At 40.0% G+C, this 16,993-nt stretch carries 14 protein-coding genes; 6 read left to right on the top strand and 8 right to left on the bottom strand.

The window, feature by feature from the left end; all coding sequences use genetic code 11:
• Nucleotides 1-54: 54 nt before the first annotated feature.
• From dapD to I1J71_RS00925, 8 genes are all read right to left on the bottom strand, one after another.
• A complete protein-coding gene (gene dapD, locus I1J71_RS00960) occupies nucleotides 55-753 on the bottom strand; it encodes a 2,3,4,5-tetrahydropyridine-2,6-dicarboxylate N-acetyltransferase (RefSeq protein ID WP_036758082.1) in 699 nt (232 codons plus the stop codon).
• A gap of 63 nt (nucleotides 754-816) precedes the next feature.
• On the bottom strand, nucleotides 817-1,749 hold the full coding sequence (locus tag I1J71_RS00955; protein ID WP_195183392.1) for a DMT family transporter: 933 nt from the start codon (nucleotides 1,747-1,749) through the stop codon (nucleotides 817-819).
• Between the two features lie 9 nt (nucleotides 1,750-1,758).
• Nucleotides 1,759-4,302 (bottom strand): penicillin-binding protein PBP1B, encoded by a 2,544-nt coding sequence (pbp1b, locus tag I1J71_RS00950; protein WP_195183391.1) that lies wholly within the window; start codon nucleotides 4,300-4,302, stop codon nucleotides 1,759-1,761.
• 124 nt (nucleotides 4,303-4,426) lie between these two features.
• The gene (galU, locus tag I1J71_RS00945) at nucleotides 4,427-5,323 is read right to left on the bottom strand and encodes a UTP--glucose-1-phosphate uridylyltransferase GalU (protein WP_195183390.1); all 897 of its coding nucleotides are present in this window, start codon (nucleotides 5,321-5,323) and stop codon (nucleotides 4,427-4,429) included.
• Between the two features lie 21 nt (nucleotides 5,324-5,344).
• The gene (locus I1J71_RS00940; protein ID WP_195183389.1) at nucleotides 5,345-6,361 is read right to left on the bottom strand and encodes an NAD(P)H-dependent glycerol-3-phosphate dehydrogenase; all 1,017 of its coding nucleotides are present in this window, start codon (nucleotides 6,359-6,361) and stop codon (nucleotides 5,345-5,347) included.
• Between the two features lie 148 nt (nucleotides 6,362-6,509).
• Nucleotides 6,510-8,168 (bottom strand): ABC transporter permease, encoded by a 1,659-nt coding sequence (locus I1J71_RS00935; RefSeq protein WP_195183388.1) that lies wholly within the window; start codon nucleotides 8,166-8,168, stop codon nucleotides 6,510-6,512.
• On the bottom strand, nucleotides 8,158-9,249 hold the full coding sequence (locus I1J71_RS00930; RefSeq protein ID WP_195183387.1) for an ABC transporter ATP-binding protein: 1,092 nt from the start codon (nucleotides 9,247-9,249) through the stop codon (nucleotides 8,158-8,160). The genes I1J71_RS00935 and I1J71_RS00930 overlap by 11 nt, the downstream gene beginning before the upstream one ends.
• Nucleotides 9,250-9,261: 12 nt before the next feature.
• Entirely contained in the window at nucleotides 9,262-10,302 is a 1,041-nt protein-coding gene (locus I1J71_RS00925; protein WP_195183386.1) for an ABC transporter substrate-binding protein, read from the bottom strand.
• 319 nt (nucleotides 10,303-10,621) lie between these two features.
• On the opposite strand from I1J71_RS00925, the gene leuS reads away from it, so the two are divergent.
• The 6 genes from leuS (at nucleotide 10,622) to I1J71_RS00895 (ending at nucleotide 16,955) form a co-directional block, all read left to right on the top strand.
• Nucleotides 10,622-13,123 (top strand): leucine--tRNA ligase, encoded by a 2,502-nt coding sequence (gene leuS / locus I1J71_RS00920; RefSeq protein ID WP_195183385.1) that lies wholly within the window; start codon nucleotides 10,622-10,624, stop codon nucleotides 13,121-13,123.
• A gap of 175 nt (nucleotides 13,124-13,298) precedes the next feature.
• Nucleotides 13,299-13,712: a YjdF family protein gene (locus tag I1J71_RS00915; RefSeq protein WP_195183384.1), complete on the top strand. Its 414-nt coding sequence runs from the start codon at nucleotides 13,299-13,301 to the stop codon at nucleotides 13,710-13,712.
• A 121-nt stretch (nucleotides 13,713-13,833) separates the two neighbouring features.
• Entirely contained in the window at nucleotides 13,834-14,526 is a 693-nt protein-coding gene (locus tag I1J71_RS00910; RefSeq protein ID WP_195183383.1) for a GNAT family N-acetyltransferase, read from the top strand.
• A gap of 12 nt (nucleotides 14,527-14,538) precedes the next feature.
• Nucleotides 14,539-14,961 carry a GNAT family N-acetyltransferase gene (locus I1J71_RS00905; RefSeq protein ID WP_195183382.1) on the top strand — a complete coding sequence of 141 codons (423 nt, stop codon included), beginning with the start codon at nucleotides 14,539-14,541 and terminating at the stop codon, nucleotides 14,959-14,961.
• Nucleotides 14,962-15,237: 276 nt separating this feature from the next.
• Nucleotides 15,238-16,101, top strand: coding sequence for an ABC transporter ATP-binding protein (locus I1J71_RS00900; RefSeq protein ID WP_060955161.1), 864 nt, complete (start codon nucleotides 15,238-15,240; stop codon nucleotides 16,099-16,101).
• Complete coding sequence (locus I1J71_RS00895) at nucleotides 16,101-16,955, top strand: ABC transporter permease (RefSeq protein ID WP_195183381.1); 855 nt, start codon at nucleotides 16,101-16,103, stop codon at nucleotides 16,953-16,955. The genes I1J71_RS00900 and I1J71_RS00895 overlap by 1 nt, the downstream gene beginning before the upstream one ends.
• Nucleotides 16,956-16,993: the final 38 nt, after the last annotated feature.

The following is a 16,993-nucleotide window of genomic DNA, read 5'->3' as shown; positions in this document are numbered from 1 at the left end:
TCCTTCTATGTAAAACGATAAAGAGGCTGGAAACATTTCCGCCTCTGTTACTAATTACAAGGTGCGAAGCGCATCCTCTAGCGCTGTTTTTTGTTGAGTTTGGCTATCAATTTCTTTGATGATACGAGCCGGAACACCTGCCACCACAACATTTTCTGGAACATCTTGAGTGACGATGGCACCTGCTGCGACAACAGATCCGCTACCGATTTGAACACCTTCGATAACCACAGCGTTAGCACCGATGAGTACATTATCACCGACACGGACAGGCTCTGCACTAGCTGGTTCGATAACACCTGCAAGAACAGCTCCCGCACCCACGTGACTATTTTTACCGACAATAGCACGTCCGCCTAGAATAGCACCCATGTCAATCATAGTGCCAGCACCGATTTCAGCACCAATATTGATCACAGCTCCCATCATGATAACAGCGTTGTCGCCAATCTCAACCTGGTCACGGATGATAGCCCCTGGTTCGATACGAGCATTGATGTCGCGTTTATCAAGGAGAGGTACAGCTGAGTTGCGAGCGTCTTGCTCAACAACATAGTCTTTATTTTCTGTTAGTCCTTCAAGAAGAGGTGCGATATCCTTCCAGTCTCCAAAGAGAACATTTCCAAGCTTGGTAACAGAAGCAGGAATAGATCCAGTAAGCTGCCCCTCAAAGGTCACTTTTACACTTGTCTTTTTCTCAGCATTGGCGATAAATTGGATAATTTCTTGTGCATTCATTTTTGTAGCAGTCATAGATGTCTCCTCACTCTTTGTAATGCTTACTATTCTACCAAAAAAGGCTTCAAAATTGAAGCCTTAAGTGTTAAAAGAAGATTCTTTCAGTTTATCTTTTGATTCTTCAATGGATAAGAAGATCATGGGAATAATAATCAAAATCATAGCTAATAGCAGATACCCATCCAAGACCAGACCTAGAAATAGAACGCTTAGAATAGCAGAGGATAGAGGTTCGCTAGCACTGACGACCGATACTACCAATGGGGATACCAGGGAGACAGCCTTCATGGATAGGAAAAAGGCAAAAGCTGTTCCCAAAAAGGCAATGGTCAAACAAATCAAGATGCTCACCCAATCCAGTTGAAAGCTAATTCTATAAACGGGGTAGAGAAAATTACTAAAGAGTCCAGCCAGCATCATTCCCCAGCCAACAGTTGGGACAAAACCGTATTTTCGAGCAAATGGTTGGGGTAAGATGACATTAAACATAACCCCCAGCGCACTGAGAAGCCCTGTCAGCAATGCGAGAGGAGTGATGGATAGTTTAGACAGATCGCCTTTAGTAGCCATCAGAAAGACTCCAAGCATAGCAGTTAAAACATAGAAGATCGCTTTTTTAGAAGCTTTTTTCTTGTAGATGATACGGTTGTATATAAGAATGAAGACAGGACTGATAAATTGGAGGATGGTTGCCGTTGTCGCATTAGAGTATTCTACGCAGAGATAAAAGAAATACTGAACAGAGAAGATTCCTAAGATGGCATAAGCCAGAAAAGGCAGGTAGTTTTTGCGTTTTCTCCAGATATCGAATAGCTGTGAGCGAAACTTAAAGCTAGAGAAGATAAGCACGAAACCACCTGCAATACTTAATCGCATGGAAGTAATCCAGCCAGATGATACTTGATAATGCGTAAAGAAGAATTCTCCTAAAATGCCACAAATACCCCATATTAATCCGGAAAGGAGGGAATAAATGGTTCCCTTAAAAATATTCTTTTGATACTGATTCATATAGAAAGGTTAACGTTGTAGTCTATTTGAAGATGAGTCGTTGCTATCACTGGTAGTATTATTGTTATTATTACCGTTATTACTGTTGTTGCTATTATTATTGTTGTTATTATTTCGATTATTGTTATTATTGCTATTGTTGTTTGAGTTATTATTGTTGGAATTAGATGATTTTGGTAGACTTCCCAAAATCGTATTCCAAGCTTTTTGGTAATCAGAGTCACTTCCACCGATGGCAAATTTGTAGGTAGTAGTTGGAGCACCAGCTTGGTTAGCCCAGTAACTTGTTACCATTTCTCCAGTAACGTCAATCTCTTTGCCGTTGATAGTGACCTTGCCAGGCTTCTGTCCAGTCGACTTAAGGACTTGAGAAGAGGTGACACTCGAATCAAGGCTGAAACGCTCAGTTCCCCAAGCAGAAGGAGAAGCTTGTTGAATAGCATTTACCAGATTAGCCATGTACTTAGCATTACGGAAGTATGCGCCGTTAGCTAGGGGACTATTATCATCGTGACCGACCCAGCCTCCAAGAGTCAATTTTGGAGTTGAAAGCATGAGCCACATATCACCTTCTTCGTTGGTTGTACCAGTTTTACCAATCCAATCAGCACCTGCTAGACTGGAATTTATGCTATAAAGATCGCTTTGGAAGCTTGTAGTTATCCGGGATGAAAGTACATCTCTCAGTAGACTTTGCATAATGGTTGCAGTAGCTTTTGAGTAGACCTGAACAGGTTCGTTCTTATGTTCATAGATCACTTCGCCACTACTTTTTTCAATTTTTGAAATCATATATTTCTTATTGTAAATACCATTATTGGCTAGTGTTTGATATCCGTTTGTATGTTGAGCTACAGTAACTTCAATTCCTCCTCCCATAGGAAGACTTTCAATACCATATTCTGGGATTTCATACCCCATTTTTTCCATGTAGGAGCGGACATCAACTCCTTTTTCACGAAGCATACGATAGGTCCAGTAGGCAGGGATGTTCCATGAATAATTGAGGGCTTCCTTAAGGTTTATCATAGCTGTTCCTGGACTGTTGACGTGCATAATCGGAGTTCCGTTGGCAAAGTTGGTAGGATAGTTTGATAGGATACTAGCACTTCCCATCAATCCTTGGTCAATAGCAATACCATAAGCTAATAGTGGCTTAGTAGTAGAGGCAGGAGAGCGTTTAGTATCAAAAGCATGATTATTTTGATTGTTTTGGTAATCTCGTCCTCCTACAAATCCTATGATGGCTCCTGTTTTATTATCCATTAAGACATTTCCGACTTCAGGTTGACCACTACTATCATTTAGAAGGTAGCCATAATTTGCCACAGCATCTTGCATGGCAGCATGGATTGTTTTGTCGATTGTAGTAGTGATACGGTAACCACCATTTTGAATTTCTTTTTCAGCTAATTCACGATAAGATTTTTGAATAGATTCGTTCTTGAGTTCTTGGGCAGAAACATTATCTTTTTGTACCAAATAATCATACATGAGGTTAGTTGCTTCATCGAGAGCAGTAAAGTAGAGATAGCCCTTAGCAGTTATGTTTACATTTTCTGCTGGCAAGAAGTCTTGCTTAATGTCATATGCCTTATAGGTTTCGTAGTCTTCTTGACTGAGCACTCCAGTTCTGTACATATTGTAAAGGACATCTTTTGAACGTTTGATACCTAGTTCCATATCCTCTTCGCTCTTCATTTCCCCAGTTGATTCATAAGGTGAGTAGGAGATAGGACTTTGTGGCAATCCTGCTATGAAGGCTGCTTGAGGAATCGTTAGCTGATTGGCGTCAACCCCGAAAATACCCTTGGCTGCTTGTTGAGCTCCTGCGATGTTTTGACCTTTATTGTTACGACCAAAAGGAGCAACATTGAGATAGGTTGTTAGGATTTCGTCCTTGCTCATAGCTCTTTCTAAGGCCAAGGCATCCACGATTTCACTGGCTTTACGAGCAAGTGTAGGAGCATCACCAACCACTTGTTGTTTGATGAGCTGTTGTGTTAGGGTAGATCCTCCACTGGAAGAACCAAGTCCGATGAATTTTCCTAGACTGGCGCGAATAACCGCTTTAGGAACGACACCGTTGTGCTCTGCAAAGTGTTCATCCTCAGTCGCAACGATAGCTTGCTTGAGATTATCTGAAATGGCGTCTGATGACACAGAAGTGCGAAGTAGATCGCTTTCGATAGCGCTAATCATGGAACCATCTGCATAGCGAATTTCAGAGATGGATGAAATATCGTTCACTTGTTTGACTAAATCTTCTGTTTGAGGGACACTTACTTTATCAAACAGGGAAACTGCATAACCGAAAACAACTCCAGTACCTAAAAGTCCACCAAGAAAGGCGATAATGAATAGGGTATTAAAGGTTGCCTTGATTCCCAGTAAGATATTGGCAAAGATAGTCCAAATATTGGTTTTGGTTTGCTTTTTCTTTTTAGATTTTTTAGGACCACTTTTTCCTAAATGTACATTTTTTAACTTTGTTTTTAGGGACTGAAGGAAAGCCAGTCCTTTTTCTTTAAGTTCTAACAATTTATTCTTCATTTCTTTCCTCACTCTTATTATTATACCATAAAAGCAATGATTGCAAGAAATTAGTCTTGGACGAGCTTTAGAGGGGGTTGGGCAACAAAAAACCAGGTAAATTCAACCTGATTTTAAGGGTTTGTTATTCACCTGAAAGTTCTTTTCCAAGATCAATCAAGTAGTCTTTCAAGTGATCTTTGACTTGAGGATGTTTGAGGGCGTATTCGATAGATGTCTTCATAAATCCAAATTTGTCTCCGACATCGTAACGAGAGCCTTTAAACTCACGAGCAAATACACGTTGAGTTTTGTTGAGTGTGTCGATAGCGTCTGTTAGTTGGATTTCATTTCCGGCGCCAGGTTTTTGATTTTCAAGAATACCAAAAATCTCAGGTGTGAGGAGGTAACGACCGATAATCGCTAAATCACTTGGTGCATCCTCAGGTGCTGGTTTTTCAACGAAGGTCTCAACGCTGTAAAGTCCGTCTTTTCCTTCGCCTTGAGGCGCGATAACACCATAGGCAGAAACTTCTTCGTGTGGGACAGGCATTACGGCGATAGTAGAGGCATGAGTTTCCTCGTAATCATTCATGAGTTGCTTGGTCAATGGGATAGCATTGTCATCAGTGATATCCATGAGGTCATCTCCCAGCATCACCACAAAAGGTTCGTTCCCGACGAAAGCTTTGGCTTGTAAAACGGCATCTCCGAGGCCACGTGGGTGTGCCTGACGGATGAAGTGAAGGCGCATACCAGTTGTTTCATCAACTAATTTTAAGAGATCCGTTTTTCCTTTTTCCCTGAGGTTGTATTCTAGTTCAAAGTTTGAGTCAAAGTGGTCTTCGATAGAACGTTTTGACTTCCCTGTTACAACAAGAATGTCCTCAATTCCAGACTTGAGAGCTTCTTCAACGATGAATTGAATGGTTGGCTTATCCACGATTGGCAACATTTCTTTGGCCAAGGCTTTGGTTGCTGGGAGGAAACGAGTTCCAAGTCCCGCAGCAGGGATAACAGCTTTTCTAACTTTTTGCTTCATGAGCATCCTTTCTAACGGTGATTATGACCACTCGTTTTCTGCCTTGAACTCGTTACTCATGAGTTCAGAAACAGCATCCTTAATATTAACATTTTCATAAATAACTTGGTAAATAGCCTGGGTAATAGGCATATAGACTCCAAGCTCTTGCGCCAATTCGTAAGCAGCTTTGGTTGTTGAAATTCCTTCGATGACCATTCCCATGTTGGCTTCGATATCTGCCAAGGCTTCACCACGCCCAAGAGCATCACCTGCTCGCCAGTTACGTGAGTGGACAGAAGTTCCTGTAACGATTAAATCCCCAACTCCAGAAAGACCACTGTAAGTTAATGGATTTGCTCCAAGCTTGACTCCTAGACGAGTGATTTCCGCAAGCCCGCGCGTGATAATAGCTGCTTTTGCATTATCTCCAAATCCAAGTCCATGAAGGGCCCCTGCACCAACAGCGATGATATTTTTAAGAGCACCAGCCGTTTCCACTCCGATCACATCTGTATTGGTATAAAGACGGAAGTAGTGGTTACTAAAGAGTGCTTGAACATACTGAGCTGTTTGTAAATCTTTAGAAGCGGCAGTAATCAAGGTGATGTCGCGTACAATTGTTTCTTCTGCGTGACTAGGACCAGATACAACCACAATTTCACTACGGAACTCTTCAGGGATTTCTTCTTCAAGAATAGTTGAAAGACGTTTGTGACTATTTGGCTCGAGACCTTTTGAAGCATGCATAATAACTACTTTATGATCAAGAACAGCAGCTACCTGTTGAGCTACCAATCTTGTCACCTTAGTTGGAACTACGAACAAAACAGCGTCAGCGCCCTTCAAGACTTCTGCTAAATCATGGTAGGCAACAATCTTTTCGTCTAAAACAGTATCCTTAAAATAGCGTTTGTTGGTATGTTGTGTATTGATTTCGTCAATTTGGTCAGGAATATTTCCCCAGATACGTACTTCATGTCCATTGTCATTTAAAACTTGTGACAGAGCAGTACCCCAAGAACCAGGCCCTAAAACAGCGATGGTTTGTTTGTTCATTTTCCCCTCCTTCTGAGAAAGCACTTTCCTATATTCTACCATAAAAAGCCCTATCTTGCATCTATATTATTTATGAAGAGTTAATTGAATGATAGAGTATAAATAAAAAAACAGCCAATGAGTAATTTGGCTGTCTTTAGGAGAAAAACTAGAGGGTAATGCTATTGTTTTTAGAAATTTTCATAAATAGTAATAATGAAGTAACTGTCAAGACAGTGAGTATAGTTGACAAAGCAGCTGCCACACCATAATTTCCTCTGAGAACCTCTGTATAGATTGCTACGGTCATAGTTTTTGTTTTGGCATTATATAGCAGGATAGAAGTAGATAGTTCTGAAATCATTGTTACCCATGATAGAATAGATCCAGAAATAATACCGGGTAACATCATTGGAACAGTGATGTTACTGAAAGTATTGAGACGGCTACTTCCTAAACTCTCAGCTGCTTCTTCAATACTAGGTGCTATTTGTTGTAAGCTAGCAACAGATGAGCGGATTGTATAAGGGAGTCTTCTTACAGATAAGGAGATAATCAAGATGAAGGTTGTTCCTGTAATCATAAGGAAGCCACTTCCGAAGATACCTGTATTGAATGAAGAGATAAAGGCAATACCGAGAACTGTTCCTGGTACGATATAAGGTACCATACTAAGGCTATCAATTAAGTTTGTAAACAAATTTCGTTTTCTAACAGCTAGGTAGGAGATAAATGATGCAAATAAAACAACTAGAATCAAAGCAATCAAAGGAATGCGAATCGTATTAAAAATAGTAGCTCCCATACGATTGAAGGCAATCTTGTAACTGTTTAGAGAATAGCCTTTGACAAATACCATACCTGATGTTTTTAAGAAAGAGGTATAAATCAAAAATAATTGAGGTAGAACAGAAAATAAGACAATTCCGTAAACTGTTGCATAAATTGCTGCCATTTTCCCTTTTGTAGTTTTTTTCGGCTCAATTGGATGGAGAGAATTCATGCTGAAACTATAGCGATTGGAAATATATTTTTGAATAAGAAAGATTGTTAAAGCAATGATAATCGCCATGATTGCTAAAGCAGATGCAAAAGCAGAATTTCCGCCAACCTCACTAATGAATTGATTATAAATTAAAACAGGGAAAGTTCGATATCCTTCACCAATTAACATAGGAGTTCCGAAGTCGGAAAATGCTCTCATAAATACGAGTAGGGCAGCGGCAAGTAAAGTTGGAACTAAAAGGGGCAAAATAACTGTTATCATACGTTTGAATCCAAATACCCCCATGCTTTCAGCGGCTTCAAGAAGAGAATGGTCAATTCTTTTCATGGCTCCAGCCACGTATAGAAAAACTAATGGGAATAGCTGGAGTGTAAACACAAGTACAATTCCTTTGAAGCCATAAATATCAATAGCTGGAAGATGAAGGGCATTTGTCAAAAATTTAGTGATGACACCATTTCGTCCCAACAAGAGAATCCAAGAGTATGCCCCTACGAAAGGAGCTGACATGGAAGCGATGATAATCAATATCTGTAAAAATTTCTTTCCTTTGAAGTCATATATAGAAAAGAGGTAAGCCAATAAGGTCCCTAAAACTAGGGAAGTTACAGTAGAAGTAATGGAGACGTTAAAACTGTTTACTAGTGTCTCAGAGTAATAGGATTTACTAAAGAAATCCTCAAAATTAGCTAGTGAGAATTGACCTTCATGTATGAGTGCTTGCTTGAGTACAATAATAATTGGATAAACAAGAAAAATAAGATAGGTAAGAAAGATGAAGAACGAGGAGGCTGTCCAAATATTTAGTTTTTTACCTTTCATAGCCAACTCCTGTAATAAGATTTTGGGAACCATCTGCAGAAAAAACATTTAACTTTTGAGTATTGATTCGTAGACGAATTCGATCCCCTTTTTGAAGATCTTCTTCAAAAGTTGATTCTTCGCTGACCTGTATTTTTGAAGAAAATGCAGTCTCTACAAAATATTCAGTGGTGAGTCCAAGATAAACACTATCGGTGATTGTTCCATCGATTGGACCATTTTCATCACGGATAAATTCTTCAGGACGGATGCTAACACGGATGTTTTGCTCGTCAACTTGGTCAAGAGTTGGCATACGAAGAGAATAGCCGTCTTCGAAGACTATGTAAGCTCCATCAGCTTGTTTTTCTAAACGAGCAGGGATTATATTTGTTCTACCAATAAATGTTGCAACAAATTCATTTGCTGGTTTGTGGTAAAGCTCTTTTGGACGACTAATTTGTTGAATAACACCGTCTTTCATAACAGCAATTTGGTCAGAAATGGCCATCGCTTCTTCTTGGTCGTGGGTCACATATACAGTTGTAATTCCCACTTCGTGTTGAATTTCTCGAATAACTTGGCGCATATCTAAGCGAAGTTTCGCATCCAGGTTACTAAGAGGCTCGTCCATGAGGAGAACACTTGGATTAACAGCTAAGGCACGTGCCAAGGCGACACGTTGTTGTTGTCCACCACTGAGTTTATCGGGCTTTCGATCTGCGTATTGATCAATTTGCATTAGTTCCAGATATTTATTAGTTTGTTGAACTAATTCATCTTTTGGAACCTTTTTTTGTTTAAGGCCAAAAGCAACATTATCTCGAACAGTCAAATGTGGGAAAATAGCGTAGTTTTGGAAAACCATACCGATGTTGCGTTTGCTGGGTTCTATGTTATTGATTTTAGTATCATCGAAGTAAAATTCTCCGCCTTCAATACTGTTGAAGCCTGCAATCATTCGAAGTAGAGTCGTTTTTCCACAACCTGAAGGTCCAAGAATAGTGAAAAGACTTCCTTTTGGGATCGTAACATTTAAATTCTCAATGACAGGAATGTCATGGTAGATTTTTTTTGCGTTAATAATTTTGATCTCACTCATAGCGAACCTCTTTTACTGTTTCGATTGAATATTAGTGAAAATATCATTGTACTTTTTAAGAATAGCTGATTTATTTTGGATGACGTACTCAGAATCTTCAGTGGCGATATTGATTTCGGTCATTGATTTCATATTTTTATTGGTTTTAGCATTTTTTCGAATGGGTCTAATGGTTGTTTCAGTTCCTAGTTTATCCTGAATGTCTTGAGAAAGAAGGAAATCGATAAATTTTTTAGCGTTTTCCATGTGTTTGGCATTTTTGATAATAGCTGCGTTACCAGGCAAAAAGACGGTTCCTTCTTTTGGATAAATGACTTTTACATCAACGCCATCGTTTAAGAGTTTCAAGGCAGGATCTTCATAGGTAAGTCCTACAGCCATTTCTCCGTCAGCGACAGATTTGTAGACATTTGAAGAACTAGAAGCAATTTTACCGTCTACTAAGCTAAATAGATTTTTCACATATGTCCAAGCTTGCTCATTTTCATAGCCACCTTGATCCACAAGCATGTTTGTTAATTGAGCAAAGGCGCTAGAAGAATTACTTGGATCAGCAGTTGCGATTTTTCCTTTTAATTTAGGATTGAGTAGATCATTGTAGCCTTCAATTTTAATATCTTTTGTAAGAGCTGAATTGGCAATGATGACACTGACATCAAGTGTATAAGGCGTGTAGAATCCAGTTTTATTTTGATATTCAGGGATTATCTGGTCGTTCTCTTGAGAAATATAAGGTTCAAAAAGATTTTCGTTAGAAGAGAAGAGGGCGTAGGAGCCTCCGAAAATGACATCGGCTACAGGGGATTCTTTTTCAGCCTCAGCTTTTTTGAACAATTCACCAGTGCTGGCTTGTACTAAGTCAACCTTAATACCATATTTTTCTTCGAAGGCTGGGATTGTTTCTTCGATAAGGTCTTCAGGGTTAGGCGAGTAGATAACCAAGGTGTTATCTGAATCTTTTTCAGAGCTAGTTTCCGCTTCTGTTGTTGAAGAACATCCTGATAAAGTAAGAAATATCCATCCACAAGAGAGAAATAATAGTAGTTTTTTCATAAAAGTCTCCTTTTTTACGAACGTTTTTACTCTACGACTTGCTTAATGTTTATAATTTGCAGAGTTCTATAGGATATAATAAAAACCTTAAAGAAATCTAAAACGGGGAATATGAGTCAAAGGCGTTAGGGGAAAAAGATGGAAGAGATAAATAATCGATATAAGTTAATTTCAAGTGTTAGCTAATTTTTTATACTGCTAAATAAGCTGGATTTGCGATTCAGTCTTTCTTTCCATCCAAGCCCAAAAGAACATTTCTCATCTTTCAAATTCCCTCAAAAATGGTATAATAGTAACATCACAAAATTGGAGAGAGACCATGAGTTTTTACAATCATAAAGAAATCGAGCCTAAGTGGCAAGGCTATTGGGCCCAACATCATACATTTAAGACAGGAACAGATGCGTCAAAACCGAAGTTTTATGCATTGGACATGTTCCCTTATCCATCTGGAGCAGGTCTGCACGTAGGGCACCCAGAAGGCTATACAGCGACAGATATTCTCAGTCGTTTCAAGCGTGCCCAAGGCTACAACGTCCTTCACCCAATGGGATGGGATGCCTTTGGTTTGCCTGCAGAGCAATATGCTATGGATACAGGGAATGACCCAGCAGAATTCACAGCGGAAAACATTGCCAACTTCAAACGCCAAATAAATGCGCTTGGATTCTCTTACGACTGGGACCGTGAAGTTAATACTACAGACCCAAACTACTACAAGTGGACGCAATGGATTTTTACTAAGCTTTACGAAAAAGGCTTGGCTTATGAAGCTGAAGTGCCAGTAAACTGGGTGGAAGAGTTGGGAACAGCTATCGCCAACGAAGAAGTCCTTCCTGACGGAACTTCTGAGCGTGGAGGTTATCCAGTTGTCCGCAAACCAATGCGCCAATGGATGCTTAAAATCACTGCTTATGCTGAGCGCCTGCTCAATGACTTGGATGACCTTGATTGGCCAGAGTCTATCAAGGACATGCAACGCAACTGGATTGGTAAATCAACTGGTGCCAATGTCACTTTCAAAGTCAAAGGGACTGACAAGGAATTCACCGTCTTTACCACTCGTCCTGACACCCTTTTTGGTGCTACCTTCACTGTTTTGGCGCCTGAGCATGAACTAGTAGATGCCATCGTAAGTGCGGAACAAGCTGAAGCTGTAGCAGACTACAAACACCAAGCAAGCCTCAAATCAGACTTGGCTCGTACAGACCTTGCCAAGGAAAAAACAGGAGTTTGGACGGGTGCTTATGCGATTAACCCTGTAAACGGCAAAGAAATCCCAATCTGGATTGCCGACTACGTTTTGTCTAGCTATGGTACAGGTGCTGTTATGGCTGTACCTGCCCACGACCAACGTGACTGGGAATTTGCCAAACAGTTTGGTCTTCCAATCGTAGAAGTGCTTGAAGGTGGAAACGTTGAAGAGGCTGCTTACACAGAAGATGGTCTTCACGTCAACTCTGACTTCTTGAACGGTCTTAACAAAGAAGATGCTATTGCCAAGATTGTGGCTTGGTTGGAAGAAAAAGGTTGTGGTCAAGAGAAGGTAACTTACCGTCTCCGCGACTGGCTCTTTAGCCGTCAACGTTACTGGGGTGAACCAATCCCAATCATCCATTGGGAAGATGGGACTTCAACAGCCGTTCCAGAAAGTGACCTCCCACTTGTCTTGCCGGTAACCAAGGACATCCGCCCTTCAGGTACTGGGGAAAGCCCACTAGCCAACTTGACAGACTGGCTGGAAGTGACTCGTGAAGATGGCGTCAAAGGTCGTCGCGAGACCAATACCATGCCACAATGGGCAGGTTCAAGTTGGTACTACCTCCGTTACATTGATCCACATAACACAGAGAAATTGGCCGATGAGGACCTCCTCAAACAATGGTTGCCAGTCGATATCTACGTGGGTGGTGCAGAACACGCTGTTCTTCACTTGCTTTACGCTCGTTTCTGGCACAAATTCCTCTATGATATCGGTGTCGTTCCAACCAAAGAACCATTCCAAAAACTCTTTAACCAAGGAATGATCTTGGGAACAAGCTACCGTGACCACCGTGGTGCACTTGTGGCAACTGACAAGGTTGAAAAACGTGACGGTTCCTTCTTCCATGTGGAAACAGGGGAAGAATTGGAGCAAGCACCAGCTAAGATGTCTAAATCCCTCAAGAACGTTGTAAATCCAGACGACGTAGTGGAACAATACGGTGCCGATACCCTTCGTGTCTATGAAATGTTCATGGGACCACTCGATGCTTCCATCGCTTGGTCTGAAGAAGGTCTGGAAGGAAGTCGTAAATTCCTTGACCGTGTTTACCGTTTGATTACAAGTAAAGAAATCGTTGCGGAAAATAATGGCGCTCTAGACAAGGTTTACAACGAAACCGTTAAGGCTGTCACAGAGCAAATCGAGTCCATGAAATTCAACACAGCCATTGCCCAACTTATGGTCTTTGTCAACGCTGCTAACAAGGAAGACAAACTCTATGTGGATTACGCCAAAGGCTTTATCCAATTGATTGCCCCATTTGCCCCTCACTTGGCAGAAGAACTCTGGCAAACAGTGGCAGCAACAGGCGAGTCTATCTCTTACGTAGCTTGGCCAACATGGGATGAAAGCAAATTGGTTGAAGACGAAATTGAAATCGTCGTTCAAATCAAAGGAAAAGTCCGTGCTAAACTCATGGTCGCTAAAGATCTTTCACGCGAAGAATTGCAAGAAGTTGCTCTCTCTGACGAAAAAGTCAAAGCAGAGATCGATGGTAAGGAAATCGTGAAAGTGATTAGTGTACCTAACAAGCTTGTAAATATTGTTGTGAAATAAATTTAAAAGTCCTTCAGAGCTAAGTTCTGGAGGATTTTTGTATTGCTATATGCTATAATAGTTCCAACTAAGATAAAAACACAGTTCTGGTTGGTAGTCCAGACGTAGGCAAGCCTATCAGTAACCTTCCTCCTTGGTTGTCCATTCTTAGGGATAGATTTAAGGAGGTGCTGTCGTGGAAACAATTTCAATTGGATTGACAGTTTATTTTGAAGATGGATTTTGGCATGGTTTGTTCGAACAAGTGTATCGAGAAACTTATCAAGTTTGTCGTGTGACATTTGGTAAGGAGCCAAAAGATGATGAAATTCTAGAGATTTTACAGACTCAGTTTACTCAATTATCTTTTAGTCCAGAAACTACAGTTAAGCAACATGTAAAAATCAAGAATCCTAAACGATTACAGCGAGCTGTGAAGAAACAAGTAAAGCAGAAAGTTTCTTCCAAGTCGAAAGAACTATTGCAGTTGCAGTATGAGGAAAGGAAAAAGATTTCAAAACATCAATCTAGTGTCCAAAAACAATTGCTCAAACAAGAGAAATTCGAACGCAAACAGCAAAAACGTAGAGAGAAGCACAAGGGGCATTAACTCACTCGTTTCCATATTTGATCAATCCTCCATAATCTGGAGGATTTTTTGTAGATTACCTGTGAGATGTGATATACTATTCACATCTTTAAACTTATAAGTGTGAGACAAGGAGAAAGCTATGCCAGTAAATGAATACGGTCAGATGATTGGTGAACCTGTAGATGATACACCTGGAGTTTTGCCTTCACTTGTACGGATAGAAGGGCGATATACGATTATAGAAGCTCTATCGGTGGAAAAGCACGCGAAAGATTTGTTAGCTGTTTATGGCCCAGATAGCCCTCGTGACATGTGGACCTATCTCTTTCAACCACCAGTAGAAAATCTCGAAGAATTAATCGTCGCTTTAAAGAAGATGATTGAGCGCAAGGATCGCTTCTATTATACGATTATCGATAAAGTGACTGGAAAGGCGTTGGGGACTTTTTCTCTCATGCGTATTGACCAAGCCAATCGCACCATTGAAGTTGGCGCGGTGACCTTTTCTCCAGCTCTCAAACAGACTAGGATGGGAACAGAAGCTCACTATTTGCTAGCCCGTTATGTCTTTGAAGAGCTCAATTATCGACGTTATGAGTGGAAGTGTGATGCCCTCAATCTTTCATCTAGAAAAGCAGCAGAACGTTTGGGCTTTGTCTATGAAGGAACCTTCCGCCAAGCTGTTATCTATAAAGGTCGCACCAGAGATACGGATTGGTTGTCCATGATCGATAAGGACTGGGCTCAAGTCAAAGCTCGCTTGGAAGCGTGGTTGCATCCTGAAAATTTTGATGAAAATGGGCAACAGTTGAAATCTCTTAGAGAATGTTAGAAAGGTTCTACTATGATAAAATTTACAAAAGAATCCTCTGTTTCAATTGATGACGTTTTACATCTCTATCAGGCAGTTGGTTGGACAAACTATACCAATCAGCCACAGATGTTAGAGCAGGCCTTGTCTCATTCGCTAACGACTTATCTTGCGCGTGATGGTGAGGAAATCGTTGGTTTAGTGCGTCTGGTTGGAGACGGTTTTTCATCGGTTTTTGTCCAGGATTTGATTGTTTTGCCTAGCTATCAGCGCCAAGGAATTGGTAGTAACTTGATGAAAGAAGCCTTAGCTGACTATAAGGATGCCTACCAAATACAACTAGCGACTGAACAGACAGAAAAAACCTTGGGTTTTTACCGTTCTCTGGGGTTTAAAACCTTATCTACTTATGATTGTACAGGAATGATTTGGGTGGATCGAAAAAAATTAAAATAATTCTTTTATCTTAAGTTAACTTTAAGTTTACTCATGTATCATGTAATCATTAAGTAAAGACCTCCTAACTTTATTTAATAGAAATCCTAAACTTTTCTTTTTCATAATAATCTCCCTAAAGAAGCCACCAAATCAGGTGGCTTTTTTTATGTTCAAATGCAGAAGTTTTAAGGTGGAATTGACCACATAATCATCCATTTCGACCACATAGTACCAAACTATATTTTTTCTTTTTCCTTTTTGTTAAACTGAAGGTGTAAAAAGGGGGAAGGAAATATGATTTTACAAGCAAAAGGCCTCACTAAGAACTATGGAGACCATACAGCAGTAAAAGATATAAATTTAGAGTTTAAAAAAGGAAGTTTTAACGCAATCTTAGGACCTAATGGAGCTGGCAAATCGACCACGATTTCAATGTTAATCGGACTTAAAAGAGCAACTAATGGTCAAATCATCTATGCGCCCAATACTAGGATTGGAGTTGTTTTTCAAGCAAGTGTATTGGATGAAAAGTTGACGGTCAAAGAAAACCTAGCCATTCGCGCCCAGCAGTATAAGGGGATTAAAGGTGGTCGTGTGGAAGATTTAATCAATCAACTAGGGTTGACTGCTTTTCAGAAACAACTTTATGGAACTTTATCAGGAGGACAGAAACGTCGAGTTGACATTGCTCGGGCTCTCCTATCCAATCCCGATATTTTATTTCTAGATGAGCCTACGACTGGACTAGATATTCAGACTCGCAAATCCATTTGGGATTTATTGTATCGTCTACAAAGAGATGAAGGGATGACTATTATCTTAACGACTCATTATCTGGATGAAGCAGATGAGGCAGATCAACTTTATATTATAGATCATGGAAAGGTTATTGCCCAAGGTTCTGCTGCTGAAATTAAAAGTGAGTACGCTTCCAATCTTTTAAAAATTTGTTTTAAAGACAAGCAGGTGGAGAAATTCTTACCTAAAAATATGCCTGTGGAAAAGGAAAATGAGTTTGAGTATAGTCTTTATCCTAAGAGCCAATTGGAAGCTATTGATTATTTGACCCAAGTTCGTGAGAAGATTGCTAGCTTTGAATTTCGTCCAGGAACTATGGATGATGCCTTCATAGCCCTTACAGGAAGAGAGGTGCGCTAATGTTAGCCTTATTAAAACGTGATTTTTTGTTGTATTTTCGAAATCGTTCAGGAGTCTTTTTCTCATTACTGGGAGCTTTGATTTCCTTTCTACTCTATATCATTTTTTTGCAGAAAAATTTGATGGATGCCTGGTCCCAACTTCCTGATAATAAGAGTCTATTAAATAACTGGCTGATGGGTGGAACCTTGGCTGTGACTGGGATTACAACCAGTTTTACAGCTTTGACCCAGATGGTACAAGATCGTGAAAATCAAGTGGATCAGGATCTCTTTTTGACAGACTTAGGGAGCTGGGGCTTGCAACTGTCTTATCTTATTAGTAGCCTTATCATTTCCTTTGTTATGCAAGCCTTTATGCTTATTGTTATGAGCCTTTATTTTCAAGAAATTCCAGCTATGAGTAAGCTATTTGAAATAAGTTTAATCATGCTGCTAAGTAGTCTCCTTTCAACATTGGTAAATGTACTCTTGATTTATCATTTCCAGTCAGTAGATAGTCTGGGTAAATTGGCTACAATTGTAGGTACAGTTTCAGGATTTTTAGTAGGAACTTATGTACCAATGGGAATTCTTCCTAACTTCGCTCAAGTTCTCATGAAGTGCACACCGGCTACCTATCTTGCTTCTCTCTATAGACAGGTCTTAATGAAGGAGCAATTAGAAACTACATTTATGGGGAATAGTAGCTTATTAGAAGAGTTTCAAGAAAAATTAGGAATCCGGCTTAATTGGCAGAACCTTATAACAAAGGAAGAAACATACTTAATAGTGGTGAGTATCTGCCTCCTAACTTTTCTGCTTTGGCTGGTAGTAGTTAAAATCTCTAGCAAAAAAATAAAAATTATAGGTTAAGTTAACTTTAAGTCTTCTCTTGTACCATATAATTATTA

This window comes from Streptococcus infantis, from assembly GCF_015546995.1.
GTDB classification, from domain to species: Bacteria; Bacillota; Bacilli; order Lactobacillales; family Streptococcaceae; genus Streptococcus; species Streptococcus infantis_J.
Note: the sequence above shows the minus strand (reverse complement) of the source record. Positions and strands in the feature narration are given on the sequence as shown.

What these genes read in the sequence shown, in the direction of transcription:
- dapD (WP_036758082.1), bottom strand. Translation starts at nt 753, where the DNA reads ATGACTGCTACAAAAATGAATGCACAAGAAATTATCCAATTTATCGCC.
- I1J71_RS00955 (WP_195183392.1), bottom strand. Translation starts at nt 1,749, where the DNA reads ATGAATCAGTATCAAAAGAATATTTTTAAGGGAACCATTTATTCCCTC.
- pbp1b (WP_195183391.1), bottom strand. Translation starts at nt 4,302, where the DNA reads ATGAAGAATAAATTGTTAGAACTTAAAGAAAAAGGACTGGCTTTCCTT.
- galU (WP_195183390.1), bottom strand. Translation starts at nt 5,323, where the DNA reads ATGAAGCAAAAAGTTAGAAAAGCTGTTATCCCTGCTGCGGGACTTGGA.
- I1J71_RS00940 (WP_195183389.1), bottom strand. Translation starts at nt 6,361, where the DNA reads ATGAACAAACAAACCATCGCTGTTTTAGGGCCTGGTTCTTGGGGTACT.
- I1J71_RS00935 (WP_195183388.1), bottom strand. Translation starts at nt 8,168, where the DNA reads ATGAAAGGTAAAAAACTAAATATTTGGACAGCCTCCTCGTTCTTCATC.
- I1J71_RS00930 (WP_195183387.1), bottom strand. Translation starts at nt 9,249, where the DNA reads ATGAGTGAGATCAAAATTATTAACGCAAAAAAAATCTACCATGACATT.
- I1J71_RS00925 (WP_195183386.1), bottom strand. Translation starts at nt 10,302, where the DNA reads ATGAAAAAACTACTATTATTTCTCTCTTGTGGATGGATATTTCTTACT.
- leuS (WP_195183385.1), top strand. Translation starts at nt 10,622, where the DNA reads ATGAGTTTTTACAATCATAAAGAAATCGAGCCTAAGTGGCAAGGCTAT.
- I1J71_RS00910 (WP_195183383.1), top strand. Translation starts at nt 13,834, where the DNA reads ATGCCAGTAAATGAATACGGTCAGATGATTGGTGAACCTGTAGATGAT.
- I1J71_RS00905 (WP_195183382.1), top strand. Translation starts at nt 14,539, where the DNA reads ATGATAAAATTTACAAAAGAATCCTCTGTTTCAATTGATGACGTTTTA.
- I1J71_RS00900 (WP_060955161.1), top strand. Translation starts at nt 15,238, where the DNA reads ATGATTTTACAAGCAAAAGGCCTCACTAAGAACTATGGAGACCATACA.
- I1J71_RS00895 (WP_195183381.1), top strand. Translation starts at nt 16,101, where the DNA reads ATGTTAGCCTTATTAAAACGTGATTTTTTGTTGTATTTTCGAAATCGT.